Annotated in this window: 10 protein-coding genes; 1 reads left to right on the top strand and 9 read right to left on the bottom strand. The window is 57.7% G+C overall.

Features of this window, described 5'->3' with window-relative positions; genetic code table 11:
* The 4 genes from Q1Y74_RS10960 to Q1Y74_RS10945 form a co-directional block, all read right to left on the bottom strand.
* The coding region (locus Q1Y74_RS10960; protein ID WP_300814371.1) for an STN domain-containing protein at positions 1–316 on the bottom strand (316 nt) is incomplete at its 3' end.
* Between the two features lie 336 nt (positions 317–652).
* The gene (locus tag Q1Y74_RS10955; protein WP_300814370.1) at positions 653–1,633 is read right to left on the bottom strand and encodes a FecR domain-containing protein; all 981 of its coding nucleotides are present in this window, start codon (positions 1,631–1,633) and stop codon (positions 653–655) included.
* A 46-nt stretch (positions 1,634–1,679) separates the two neighbouring features.
* The gene (locus Q1Y74_RS10950) at positions 1,680–2,264 is read right to left on the bottom strand and encodes an RNA polymerase sigma factor (protein WP_300814369.1); all 585 of its coding nucleotides are present in this window, start codon (positions 2,262–2,264) and stop codon (positions 1,680–1,682) included.
* 92 nt (positions 2,265–2,356) lie between these two features.
* The gene (locus Q1Y74_RS10945; RefSeq protein WP_300814368.1) at positions 2,357–3,379 is read right to left on the bottom strand and encodes a calcium/sodium antiporter; all 1,023 of its coding nucleotides are present in this window, start codon (positions 3,377–3,379) and stop codon (positions 2,357–2,359) included.
* A gap of 169 nt (positions 3,380–3,548) precedes the next feature.
* Between Q1Y74_RS10945 and Q1Y74_RS10940 the strand changes: the two genes are divergently transcribed.
* Positions 3,549–5,369, top strand: a complete 1,821-nt coding sequence (locus Q1Y74_RS10940) for a mechanosensitive ion channel family protein (RefSeq protein WP_300814367.1) — start codon at positions 3,549–3,551, stop codon at positions 5,367–5,369.
* A 147-nt stretch (positions 5,370–5,516) separates the two neighbouring features.
* Here Q1Y74_RS10940 and Q1Y74_RS10935 read toward each other — a convergent pair whose 3' ends face one another.
* The 5 genes from Q1Y74_RS10935 to Q1Y74_RS10915 form a co-directional block, all read right to left on the bottom strand.
* A complete protein-coding gene (locus tag Q1Y74_RS10935) occupies positions 5,517–6,449 on the bottom strand; it encodes a metallophosphoesterase (protein WP_300814366.1) in 933 nt (310 codons plus the stop codon).
* A 127-nt stretch (positions 6,450–6,576) separates the two neighbouring features.
* Positions 6,577–9,375 (bottom strand): TonB-dependent receptor, encoded by a 2,799-nt coding sequence (locus Q1Y74_RS10930; protein WP_300814365.1) that lies wholly within the window; start codon positions 9,373–9,375, stop codon positions 6,577–6,579.
* A gap of 128 nt (positions 9,376–9,503) precedes the next feature.
* The gene (locus tag Q1Y74_RS10925) at positions 9,504–10,703 is read right to left on the bottom strand and encodes an SAM-dependent methyltransferase (RefSeq protein WP_300814364.1); all 1,200 of its coding nucleotides are present in this window, start codon (positions 10,701–10,703) and stop codon (positions 9,504–9,506) included.
* A gap of 39 nt (positions 10,704–10,742) precedes the next feature.
* Complete coding sequence (locus tag Q1Y74_RS10920; protein ID WP_300814363.1) at positions 10,743–11,555, bottom strand: M15 family metallopeptidase; 813 nt, start codon at positions 11,553–11,555, stop codon at positions 10,743–10,745.
* Positions 11,556–11,770: 215 nt separating this feature from the next.
* Positions 11,771–12,079: a hypothetical protein gene (locus tag Q1Y74_RS10915; protein WP_300814362.1), complete on the bottom strand. Its 309-nt coding sequence runs from the start codon at positions 12,077–12,079 to the stop codon at positions 11,771–11,773.
* Positions 12,080–12,363: the final 284 nt, after the last annotated feature.

Raw genomic sequence — 12,363 nt, 5'->3', positions numbered from 1 at the left:
GGTCGCTGATGACGATGCTTTTGGGCGAAACGATGCTGTAGGTCAGGTCGCGTCCCTTCAGGGCGTCTTCGAGCACTACCGCCACTCCCACGTTGCGGTGGGAAAGGGTGATGTCATTCCGTTCGTCTATCAGCGAATTCCGATACGAGAACCGGTAGGTTGTCTGTTTCTCAATACACTTGAATACTTGTCTCAGGGTGGCATTCTTCAGTTCCACGGTCACTTTCTGCTCCTGGGCAAAGGCGTTTGCAATGCCTATGCAGAACAGGCAGACCGCCACGCAGAGCAGCTTTTGTATCTTTGTCCGATTGATCATGTTTTTACTGTTAAGATTAACTGTTCTTGAAAATTAATACGTCCAACAAGCTTGTCTGCAAGTAAAGACAAGCGGAAAACGATTTTGTACCGACAAAAAAACATGTTAAAGAACATACAGCCACCGCCCTGCCCGCAAGCCTCAATGTAAGGATTTGTAACCATGAGGGGGTTTCTCTGTAAACGACAGATAATGAAGCAGTTGCAAAGAAGCCCTCTCAGCCGTATAGAGAGGCAGCCTCAGTCGTATAGAGAGGTACCCTCCGTCGTATAGAGAGGGGGGCTCAGTCCTGGGCCGAGGCCGGCCATGGACTGTCTTGTCAAGATAAGTGGAAAATCAGCGGGAGGCCGACAGCCTGACGGTACCGTCCTTCAGCGTGGCGGTCAGATGGTATGAGCGCTCTATCACCTCCAGCGCCTCGTTGATGTCCGTCCGGCTCAGGACGCCGGTGAACAGGTCTTCGCGATAGGCCACGCCGCCAGCTTCCATGACAAAGGTCATGCCGTACACCTCTTCCAGCGTCTGGAGCACCTCGCCCAACGGCACGTTGCGGAACACCAGTTCGCCCCGCTTCCAGGTCGAGGCATCCACTGCGTCCGAGCCTCCGTCCACGGCCAGCGTGCCGGGTTCGCGGTAGAGGATGGCCTTCTGGCGGGGCGAAAGGACGACGCTCTGTCCGGTCTTCAGGGATACGAAGCGGACGCTTCCTTCCTCCAGCAGCAGTTCGGCCGTGGCGTCGTGAGGGCGGGCACGGAGATTGAAGGCCGTACCCAGGACGGCTACCTGCAGCCCCTTGGCATCAACGGTGAACGGACAGGACGGGTTCTTGGCCACCTGGAAGTAACCCTCGCCCTCGAAGGTCACCCTACGCTCGTCCGCCCGGTAGCGGGACAGGTTGTAGGACAGCTTCGACTCGGAGTTCAGCGTCACCGTCGTGCCGTCCGGCAAGGTCAGGGTCACCTGCTCGTTCTTGCCCGTGGTGCACACGAAGTCCTGCTCGGACAGTTGTCTGTTCTCTCTGTACAGCCAGGCCGTAGTGCCTGCCATCAGCAGGAACAGGACGGCGGCTGCCACTCCCGCCAGCTTGAGGTAGAGAGGGCGGAGCCGTCTCTCGGGCGGAAAGGCCAGCCTGTCTATCCGTTTCTTCAGCTCGTCCAGGGCGGGTTCGTCCGCCGGGCAGTCCTCGGCGGCATCCCAGGCTTCGCGCAACGACTCCTCCAGGCGGTCGTCACTCATGGCGTTCACCTGCTGCCGCAGCCGCGCCAGTTCGTCGGGCGTCAGCGTGTCGTTTCTATATTTCTGCTCCAATCCGTTCATATCATTATTATAGACAATCCGTTTGCTTCAAAATACCATTTCCGCCTCATTTGTTCACAATATTTAATATCATCATCACCACCGCCACGGGCAACGACTCTTCGAGCCACACGCGCAAAGCCTTCAGCCCCATCGAGAGCTGGTTCCTCACCGTCTGTTCGCTCAGCGAGAGGCGGACGGCTATCTCCTTGTTGGACAGCAGGCCGAAGCGTGAGAGGCGGATGACCTGCTGCTGCGTGGAGGGCAGCCTGCCGATGGCAGCCTTTACCACCCTGACGTATTCTTCGTACTCCATCCGTCGGCACCCTTCGTTCTCCACATATTCGTTCCGATAATTGACGTAGTCCTCGTAGACGGGCGAGTTGAGGGTGGCGCGCCAGGCATTGATGACGCGGTGCCTGGACATGGTGAACAGCAGCGAGCGCAGGGTCTCTTCCTGGCGGATGCTTTCCCGGTGCTTCCACAGAGACACAAATACATCCTGCACCATCTCCTCGGCATCCTCCCTGCACTTGGCATATTGCAGGCAGTAGCCCAGCAGACGGCCGGCATAGAGCCGGTAAATCCGGTCGAAGGCCTCTTTGGAGCCCCGCTTCAGTTCTGCTATCAGGATGGCCTCGGTTTGTGTCATCGTTTTACCTGTTTTGGATGCGACATTTTTAATAGTGAGCAAAATTAATCATTTTCCTCTTTCTTTGCAGGTGCGCCTGTATGATTCTTTTCTCAGCCGGCCTGGGCGATGAGCCACGCCGTATAGCCCACGTAGCAGGCCATGAGCACGGCGCCCTCCACGCGGGTGATGGTGCGGCGGCCGAAGAACACGCCGAATATCCACAGCAGGACGCTGGAGCCGACCAGCACCAGCAGGTCGAGGTTGCCGATGCCCGTCAGGTGCAGGGGGGTGATGGAGGCCGAGCAGCCCAGCACGAAGAAGATGTTGAACAGGTTGCTGCCCACCACGTTGCCGATGGCTATCTCGGGGTTCTTCTTCAGCGCGGCCACGATGCTGGTGGCCAGCTCGGGCAGCGACGTGCCTCCGGCCACCAGCGTCAGTCCGATGACCGACTCGCTGACGCCCAGCGAGCGTGCCACGCCACAGGCACCGTCCACAAACAGCTGTCCGCCCCAGATGAGGCCCGCCAGTCCGCCCACGATGTAGAGCACCGACCGCCACAGGGGCATCTCCCTGATTTCCGTCCCGTCTTCCACAACGACTGTCGGACTGTTTCCTTCTCCCCTCGCCTCGGGAGAGGGGCCGGGGGTGAGGACTGCGGTGCCCGTCGGCCTTGCGATGGCCAGCGTATAGCTCAGGAAGATGGCCATGAAGCCGAGCAGCACCAAGCCGTCGGTGACGCTGACCACGTTGTCCGCCGCACCGTCCAGCAGCACGTCGTTGCCCATTACGAGCAGCACCAGCGAGGCCAGGATGCAGAGCGGGATTTCCTTGAGCAGCGTGTTGCGCTGCACCACGATGGGGGCGAACATGGCCGTGCAGCCCACTATCATCAGGGCGTTGAAGATGTTGCTGCCCACAACGTTGCCCACGGCAATGTCGGCACTGCCCTTCAGGGCGGACGATACGCTGACAGCCAGCTCGGGCGCCGAGGTGCCGAAGGCCACGATGGTCAGGCCGATGACGATGTCGGGGATGCGGAAGCGCTTGGCCACGGCCGAAGCGCCGTCTGTCAGGCCGTTGGCGCCCAGCAGGATGAGGAGGAGGCCTCCGATGAGGAATAGAATGTCCATAGGTCGAGTTGATGTTAAAGTGTAAGTGGCGCAAAGATAATGAATAAATGATGAGCGACAATCGTCCAATGGCGAATGCTTGATGGTTAACGGCAGGTATTTGCATGGCCATGTCAGAAACTTTCCGTATGTTTGACGCCCCAAAACAGAAACATAAACAGATAGAAACATGAAAAAAATCCGTCTTTTCTGCCTTTGTCTGCTCTGGTTGCCTGCCGCCGGCCTGTCGGCGCAGGTGGTGGACAAGGTGCTCGACATGCTCGGTGCGGACACGGTGCCCGCCACCGTTGCCGTCACGGCCGATTCCGATTCCATCCGCCTGGCCACTGTGCGCGAGGAGCTGTCCGCTGCCCGGTTGAACGAGGCCAACCTGCGCATGGAGATTGAACAGATGAAGCTGGCCGCCTATGCTGCCGACTCGGTGAAGCTGGCCGGACAGAAGCAGCGCATCGATTCCCTGCGCCAGCACACCCAGGGCGTGCCTGTGGTGGTGGAGGACGATACGCTGTTCCACTTCTACGCCAAGCGCGGCGGTCTGAGCCCCCAGCAGCGGGCCGAGAACGTGTCGCGCGACATCACCGCCCTGGGCAAGCGTTTCAACCTGCACCCCGACTCGGTCTATCTGGAGAGCACGGACATCGTCACCGACGTGATGTACGGCGGCAAGGTCCTCGTCTCCTTCACCGACCAGGACGGGCTGTGGGAGAACTGCACACGCGACCAACTGGCGGCCGCCAAGCGGACGGTCATCGTGGAGAAGCTGCGGGTGATGAAGGAGGAGCACGGCTTCCTGCAGCTGTGCAAGCGCATCGCCTACTTCGTGCTGGTGCTGGTGGGGCAGTTCCTGCTGTTCAAGCTCACCAACTGGCTCTTCCGCAAGGTGAAGGTGCGCATCGTCAGGCTGCGCAACACGCGCCTCAAGCCCTTCTCCATCCAGGACTATGAGCTGCTGGACACGCGCCGCCAGGTCATCCTGCTGGTGTTCCTGGCCAACCTGGTGCGCTATGCCTTCATGCTGCTGCAGCTGCTGCTCACGGTACCCCTGCTGTTTTCCATCTTTCCGCAGACCAAGAACCTGGCCTACCAGCTCTTCTTCTACATCTGGAATCCCGTGAAGAGCATCCTATACGGCATCCTGGCCTACATACCCAATCTCTTCACCATCTTCGTCATCTGTCTGGCCATCAAGTACCTGGTGCGCCTATTCCGCTACCTGGCGGGCGAGGTGCAGTCCGAGCGGCTGAAGCTGAACGGCTTCTATCCGGACTGGGCCATGCCCACCTACCACATCATCCGTTTCCTGCTCTATGCCTTCATGGTGGCCATGATTTACCCCTATCTGCCCGGCTCCAACACGGGTGTCTTCCAGGGCATCTCGGTGTTTGTGGGTCTCATCATCTCGCTCGGGTCGAGCACGGTCATCGGAAACATCATCGCGGGGCTGGTCATCACCTACATGCGCCCCTTCAAGCTGGGCGACCGCATCAAGCTGAACGACACCACGGGAAATGTGGTGGAAAAGACGCCGCTGGTGACCCGTATCCGTACGCCGAAGAACGAGGTGGTGACCATCCCCAACTCGTTCGTCATGTCCTCGCACACGGTCAACTTCAGCCAGTCGGCCCGCGAATACGGTCTCATCATCCACTCCGAAGTGACCATCGGCTACGACGTGCCCTGGCGGCTGGTGAACAAGCTGCTGATTGAGGCCGCCCTGAACACGCCGGGCGTGGTGGACGACCCTCGCCCCTTCGTGCTCTCCACCTCGCTGAGCGACTGGTATCCTGTCTATCAGGTGAACGCCTACATCAAGGAAGCCGACAAGCTGGCGCAAATCTACTCCGACCTGCACCAGAACATCCAGGACCGCTTCAACGCCGAGGGCGTGGAAATCATGTCGCCCCACTACATGGCCATGCGCGACGGCAACGAGCCTGCCATGCCCAAGGACGACCTGAGCGGGAATCCGAAAGGCAAGCAGCCGGAGTGATGAACGCATAGCACACGGATGACACAGATGGGACAGATGACCACAGATGATTTCTCTCATTTTATAGTAGAAAGATAAATCTGTGAAAATCTGTCCCATCTGTGTCATCCGTGTGCCCTTTTCAGCCTGGGCACATGTCCGCGGGGCTTACTTGTTGCGCGTCACCGTGTGCAGCACGTTGCCGTGCTTGTCAATCATGCGCAGCTCCAATGTCTTCGGTGTGGCCGAGAGGATGGAGAAGCCCGGTTCGGGGCTGCAATACACTGTGCCGTCTATGGGGTTGACCTTGCGGCTGAGCGAGCCGCTGGAGTTGGTCACGTAGTCGATGTCGCTGCCTTTGACACGTACGTGCTGGAAGTTGTGGATGTGTCCGTTGACGTACATGTCCACCTTGTGCTTGCGCAGGATGGGGTCGAGGCGGCGTTGCAGGTCGAGGCGTTCGCTTTCCTCCTTCGGTGTCTCGGCGTAGATGGGATGATGTCCCACGACCACAACCCAGTCCTCCTTGGCGGCTGTCAGCACGCTGTCCAGCCATTGCAGCTGCGGGTCGATGGCCTGGCGGCAGGCATCGGGATACTTGTCGCTATCCTTGCGGTACTTGTCGATGAGGGGCGTAGTGTCCAGCCATACGACGCGGACGGTAGTGCCTTCTTCGTTGAACGTGCGGGTGTAGTAACGGGCAGGCATGGTCCAGCGGCGGCTGACGTTGGTGTAGTCCAGCACAGCCTGCGTATTGCCGCGGTACTCGTGGTTGCCGCAGACGGGGAACCAGTCAATCATCAGTTCGGGATGTGTGTAGATGAGTTCGTAGTTGGTCATCCACAGGGGGTCCTGGGTGGAGCGTACGCCTTCGAAATGGTGTACGTCGCCCGCTGCGACGACGCACTCGGGGCCTACCTCTTCGGCCATCTCGCCCATCAGCTCGGCAATGGGCTTCTGGTCGTAGTAGCCGTTGCGGCCCAGGTCGTTGGCCACGTAGATGTTCAGCTTGTCGTCGTAGACGGAGTAGTCTATCTTGTTTTGGGCAATGGCCCACTGGCCCAGCAGGGCAACGGTCAGCAATAAGAAGAGTCTTTTCATTCTTGTTTTCTTGTTTTTAGGGGTTATTCAATGTCTTGTCTTTGGCAAAATTATATGTGGCATACCGCCCGACAAAATAACACTCTCTTTCTGGAATAAGTTGGGATTGCGCAGCTTTTCTTTCTTGTCAGAAGTTGATTTTGACACCGGCATTGACGCGCACTCCGTAGTACTCGGCCTGCATGGAGCGGTCCGGCGTACCCTGATAGTAGCGCAGAGGCTGGTTCAGCAGGTTGGTGGCTTCGGCGTAGAAGGTGGTTTTCCACTGACGGCCGAAGGTGTAGCTGGCATTCAGGTCCAGATAGTTCACCTTGTCGTAGTAGCGGTCGTAGAAGGCTTCTTCGCCCACTTCGTCGATGAAGTCGCTGGCGAAGTTATAGCTGAGTCGGAGGTTGAAACCTGCCTTGTCGAAGTAGAGCGAGGCGTTGGCCGTGTGCTCGGGCGAGCCGGGCATGCGGAGGTCTTCCTGCTCGCGGCCTTCAAAGTTGAAGTTCTTCACCTTGCTGTATGTATAGGTGTAGTTGCCGTAGAAGCCGATGCACTTCAGGGCCGGGGCGATGAAGCCGAAGTCGCGCTGGTAGGCCAGTTCGATGCCGAAGAGGTCGGCGTCGCCGGCATTGCGGGGCTGCTTCATCTCTTCGTAAGTGACGCCCTTGTATTCGTAGTTGTTCTGGCGGTAATCGACGATGAAGTCGTTGATTTTCTTGTAGAAGAGGCCTGCGCTGACCAGCCCGACGCTCTTGAAGTAGTATTCGGTGCTGAGGTCGAAGTTGTAGCTGAGTGTCGGCTTCAGGTCGGGGTTACCGAAGGCGATGTCTTCCTTGTCGATGATGACGTTGGGCACCAGGTTGGCATATTTGGGCCGGGCCAGGGTGTTGGTGAAGGAGGCGCGTACTTTGAAGTCGTCGCTGGCGTCATACTTCAGCAATATCGAGGGGAGTACGTTGAGGTAGCTTTGCGACTGCTCGGGCGTGCGGGTGAAACTTTCGTCCTGTCCGCTCATGTCGCCGTCGTCGTAGAGGTAGCCGCTGTAGGTGACGTGTGTGTTCTCCAGACGCACGCCGGCCATGAGGTTCCATTTCTTGCCCAGCTGCTGGTCGAAGCGGAGGTATCCGGCGCTGACGGTCTCGTGTGCCTCGAAGTTCTCGCACATCTCGTCGTACTTCGTTTCCTGTTCAAAGCGGTTGGCGTCGGTCAGGTTGAGGTCGCCCACGTATTCCTTTGCCACGAAGTTGCCCACCCGGTAGCGGTCGCCGCCCATGTAGCCGTCGCGGCTCTCGTCCTTCAGATGGCCGAAGGCGTCGGCAATGAAGGCATCCTCGTCCGTAGGCTTGTATTCGTAGAAGTCAATCCATTTGTTCTTGTCCTTGTCCACTACCTTGGCACCGAACTTCAGCTTGTTGGCATAGCGGCCTTTGGCCAGAGGCAGCTCGAAGTTGGCGCTGAACTTGAGGTCTTTTTCCTTGATGTCTTCAAACTGTTCGGTCAGTTCGTCCAGCTCGAAGCCGTTGCTGTTGGTGGCGTTCAGCAGGATGTCCTGTCCGTCGGCGGGCGCCATGTAGGGGCGGCGGATGTCGCTCCAGTCGGTGTTCATGGCGATACCCTCTTTCTTGAAGGCCAGGTAGCGTTCGTGCGGACGCTCTTCGCCGGCCTGTGCGTAAGAGGCTTTCCAGTCGAACTTCAGCTTGCCGAAGAGGTGCTCACCGCCCAGGGTGAAGTCCATGGTGCGCTGGCGTTCCAGTCGGGCATAATTCTGCTCGGGGCCGCCTGATTTGGTTTCGTAGATGACTTCGTATTCGTTGGGGGTCTCGTCGTCCCACTTGTAGGTGTGGCGGTAGCGGTTCTCCCAGTCGTTGCGGTTGTTGAAGATGCCCTTGAAGTCGATGCGGTGGTTGGCGTTGATTTCCCAGTCAAGTGCCAGCGAGTAGCTCTGGCGCTCGCGGGTGACGTAGTACTGGCGCACTTCGTATTCGTCCAGCACCACCTCGCCGTTGTCATTCCGCTCGTAGGCCATTTCCACGTCGTCGCTGCCGGCGGGATTGTTCTGGTAGGAAGCGGAGAGCATCAGGCCCAGCTTGTCGTTGAAGAAGCGGTCGCCGTAGGTGAAGCCCAGGTTAAGGCCGGCCTTGCCGCTCACCCAGTTGTAGCCCGTTCCGGCCGTGGCGGCCAGGGTGCGCTTGTAGGGCGAGTTCTTGGTGACGAGATTGATGCTGCCGCCGATGGCGTCGGCATCCATGTCGGGTGTTACGACCTTGTTCACCTCAATGGTCTGAATCATGTCCGAGGGGATGAGGTCGAGCTGCACGCTGCGTGTCTCGCCCTCGGCCGAGGGAACGCGGTTGCCGTTGATGGTGACGGAGCTGAGGTCGGCGCTCGTTCCGCGCACCTGGCCGAAGCGGGCTTCGCCCTGGTCATACTGCACGTTGATGCCGCTGATGCGCTTCAGCGCGTCGCCGATGTTGGAGTCGGGGAACTTGCCCACCTGGTCGGCCGAGACCACGTTGGTCACACCCAGATTGCTCTTCTGCGAGCTCAGCGCGCGGCGCTGGCCCCGGAAGGCTCCGCCCACGACGACCTCCTGCAGTTCGAGGCCTTCGTTCAGCACGACGTCCTTGTCCAGTGTCTTGCCTTCGGGCACGGTGATTTTCAGCTCTACGGGAGCATAGCCCACGTAGGTCACCTTCACTATATAGGTTCCCGGGTCAAGGTTAGAAAAAGTGTAGAAGCCGTTGACGTCGCTCGTGACGCCGGTGTGCAGTTTTTCAATGTAGATGGAAGCGCCCGGGAGGGTTTGCTTGGCATTGTCGATGATACGCCCTCGGATGGTTCCTTTGGCGTCGTTGGCAGTTTCGTCAGCCACGATGGGAGTGGCAGCAGCGGTCAAAAATAGAAAGGAAGCAATCAGTCCTTTTGCAATCTGTTTCATACCTGTTTTCTTGCTGTTGTTATTTTGCCGCAAAAGTAGAGGTATGCGGTTACGTCCTCCTTACAGGATGTTGAAGAAGGGGTAACAAAAGTGTTGCAACGAGGTTACAGGCAGAGGGGGGCGGCCCGTCAGGGCTTCTCGCAGCGCAGAAGCACCTTCCGCCCGTCGGCCAGGGTGGTGGCGAAGAGGTAGGTGTCTCCCCCTTCGGCCAGTCTGAGCCGCTTGCGCAGGTCGGCCACGGTGGCGGGGAAATTGCGTACGGTCAGGTTGGCTTTCTGCACGCCGTCCAGCAGGTCTTTCACTTCGCGCTTGCCGAAGCCGCACCAGCCTTCGATGCGGAACATGCGGCCGGGGAAGCGGGGCAGAGGTTCGTCGGAGGTGTAGAGGTGACTGTTGGGGTGCAGCTTCTCCACCTTATATAAATAGGAAAGGCTGCGGAAGGCGCCCGCCTTGAGCAGCGAGGCGTTGGGCTCGTAGAGGTAAGTGCGGGGAGCTTCGGCGCAGGGACACGGGGCTTCCTGCTCCCGACGGCGGGTGAAGGTAAAGGCATCGCCGGCGGCGGAGAGGTTGACACAGCGGATGGGCACATCGTCCGCCTGCGGCGCTTCGTCGCGGGCCAGCACCAGCAGCAGTTCCTTGCACTCGCCCGCCACGGAGACCACGTGCGCTTCGGCAACATGCTCCAGCGTGTGCAGGGCCTGGGTGAGGTCGAGCATGGGCGACAGCTTTACCAGCACACGGACGGCTTTCTCCAACAGCAACGGTTCGAGAGCGGCCACGTCGGGCTCGCAGTCGGCTATGGCCACGGTCTTGCCGCCGTGTCCGTCGCGCCGGGCGGGGTCCAGGTAGAGCCAGTCCACGGCAGGCATCTGCCGCAGGTACTCCACCCCGTCGGCATGGACAATGCAGGCCCCCTCCAGCCCCAGCAGGGGGAAGTTGTGGCGGGCCGCCTCGCACAGCACCTCCTGCCGCTCCACGTAGGTGGCCCGGCCGAACAGCGAGGCCAGAAAAGAAAAGTCAATGCCGAAACCGCCCGTCAGGTCGGCCAGGCTTTCGTGCGGGCCGTCGTGGCTTGCCACGACCGATGCCTTGTAGCGCGCCGTCACTTCGGACGAACACTGCTCCATGGAGAGGTGGGGCGGATAGAGGATGCCGTCCGTCGCGGCCCAGGCGGGAATTTTCGCTTCGGCCGTCTGCCGGCCGGCTATCTGCGTCAGGGCGGCGGGCATGTCCACGCCGGGGTATCTGGCAGCCTGCAGGGCCAGGGCGCGCACGTCGTCGCGGCGGTGCGCGGCTATGAATCGGAGGGTGTCGTCGTTCAGTGTCATGGGGAGTTCTTTTAAAGGGGTATCTCAGGCAGCGGGGCGTCAGGGGATGGCTTGGAAACGTTCCTTGGCCGTCTGCCGGCTGTATCGGTTGAAGTGCCACCATTCGCTGGGCAGGGGGCGGAAGCCGGCGGCTTTCATCACGCGGCGCAGCAGCAGGCGGTTCTGCCGCTCGGCCTCGGTCAGTTTGCCCTGTGCCACAAGCTCCGCCTCGGCCGTGATGTGCGCCTCCCGTCCCAGGTGGTCTACGGGGGTGCCCATCGGCAGCGGCTTGCCCTCGCCGTCCACGATGCTGACGTCCACCGCCAGACCGTAGTTGTGCAGTCCGCCGCCGCGGGCGGGGTTGGAGACATAGATGTATTTCGGGGTGCCCTTCACGGCGTTCCACATGGTCTGCTGGACGGACATCGGGCGGGCGGCGTCGTAGACGATGAGGCTGTAGGACGGATGTTCCTCCTTCAGCAGCCGCTGGGCTTCCTCCAGGCTCTTCATGGCGTCGGGGTGCAGATAAGCTTCGTGCAGGTCTTCGTAGAGCACTTTGCCCGTGAAGTTGTCGGCGCGGGTGTACATCAGGTCCACCACGATGTTGCTGTCCGCCTCGGCAATGTTGAGGTAGCCCAGCGAGTCGAGATACAGTGCCGTCCGGCTCTTTGCCTTCCGGGGCTTGATTGCCTGCGCCGTATCCGTCACGACCGCCTCCACCGCCTTTCCGGCCGCCTTCCTTTCCAGGGCCGCTGCCCGTTTTCCGTCTTGGTTGCAGGCATACAGGGCGGGCAGAGGAATCAGTGCGAGCAGAAGCCGCAGGCAAAACCTGGCAAGGCAGGTCCGGTATATCGAATTACATGTTTTTTTCATGCAACAAAGATAGACACTTATTTACGTACCTGCAAGTGTGTGAGGTAAGCGATGAACTCTATTAAGAACGTATCGGTAAACCAGTTGTAAACAACCGTTTATGTTGCAAAGCATGATATAATCTATATCTTTCATCATCTATTTAAAATTAACAGAATATTATCACTGTTGCTTTCTATTCGACTAGCTCACCATTCTTAAAAAGGCTATTATCATTAATAAGCTAAAACACCTTTTGTAATACCGCCTATTATAGGTGAATGATATGTTAGCATTTTAGGATCTCTCATGTTTAAATATTTTTCCATAAGTCCAAATCTGCTAACACTATATCTTTTTTGACCATTTTCTACAATGTTTATAAAAGCATTTGGCCTTTGATATTGAAGCTTTGCCCATGATACAGAATTCCAATATTCAAAAATTTCCATTAATTTAGGACATATACCTCCTTCAGATTTATAATCAAACGGTGGTATAGCATAATTGATAAAGATATCTATTTTATCACTTTCATTAAACATTAAATCTCTTTTATTCTTATGTACAGATTTATATTCAATTCCTAATATATCTGTTGTTACATTCTGGTTTCGATATTCAATTAGACATTCCATCAATAACTGTGGAACAATATATTCAGGAATGAATTTCTCTTTAGGATGGACAACTTCTAACGAAGAAGCCAGTAATAACGGAAAAGCTAATAAACGTGAGTTCGAAATAAGAACAAATATATTTTACTGATAATTAGAAACATAGCAATAAAAGTATTAAATTTATAGTGTCCAATTATAACATTTAAACG

It is taken from the genome of uncultured Bacteroides sp. (assembly GCF_949298305.1).
Classification (GTDB): domain Bacteria; phylum Bacteroidota; class Bacteroidia; order Bacteroidales; family Bacteroidaceae; genus Bacteroides.
Note: the sequence above shows the minus strand (reverse complement) of the source record. Positions and strands in the feature narration are given on the sequence as shown.

Excerpts from the sequence above, each read along its gene's own strand:
- Q1Y74_RS10955 (WP_300814370.1), bottom strand. The coding sequence starts at position 1,633 with ATGAACGGATTGGAGCAGAAATATAGAAACGACACGCTGACGCCCGAC.
- Q1Y74_RS10950 (WP_300814369.1), bottom strand. The coding sequence starts at position 2,264 with ATGACACAAACCGAGGCCATCCTGATAGCAGAACTGAAGCGGGGCTCC.
- Q1Y74_RS10945 (WP_300814368.1), bottom strand. The coding sequence starts at position 3,379 with ATGGACATTCTATTCCTCATCGGAGGCCTCCTCCTCATCCTGCTGGGC.
- Q1Y74_RS10940 (WP_300814367.1), top strand. The coding sequence starts at position 3,549 with ATGAAAAAAATCCGTCTTTTCTGCCTTTGTCTGCTCTGGTTGCCTGCC.
- Q1Y74_RS10935 (WP_300814366.1), bottom strand. The coding sequence starts at position 6,449 with ATGAAAAGACTCTTCTTATTGCTGACCGTTGCCCTGCTGGGCCAGTGG.
- Q1Y74_RS10930 (WP_300814365.1), bottom strand. The coding sequence starts at position 9,375 with ATGAAACAGATTGCAAAAGGACTGATTGCTTCCTTTCTATTTTTGACC.
- Q1Y74_RS10925 (WP_300814364.1), bottom strand. The coding sequence starts at position 10,703 with ATGACACTGAACGACGACACCCTCCGATTCATAGCCGCGCACCGCCGC.
- Q1Y74_RS10920 (WP_300814363.1), bottom strand. The coding sequence starts at position 11,555 with ATGAAAAAAACATGTAATTCGATATACCGGACCTGCCTTGCCAGGTTT.
- Q1Y74_RS10915 (WP_300814362.1), bottom strand. The coding sequence starts at position 12,079 with ATGTTTAATGAAAGTGATAAAATAGATATCTTTATCAATTATGCTATA.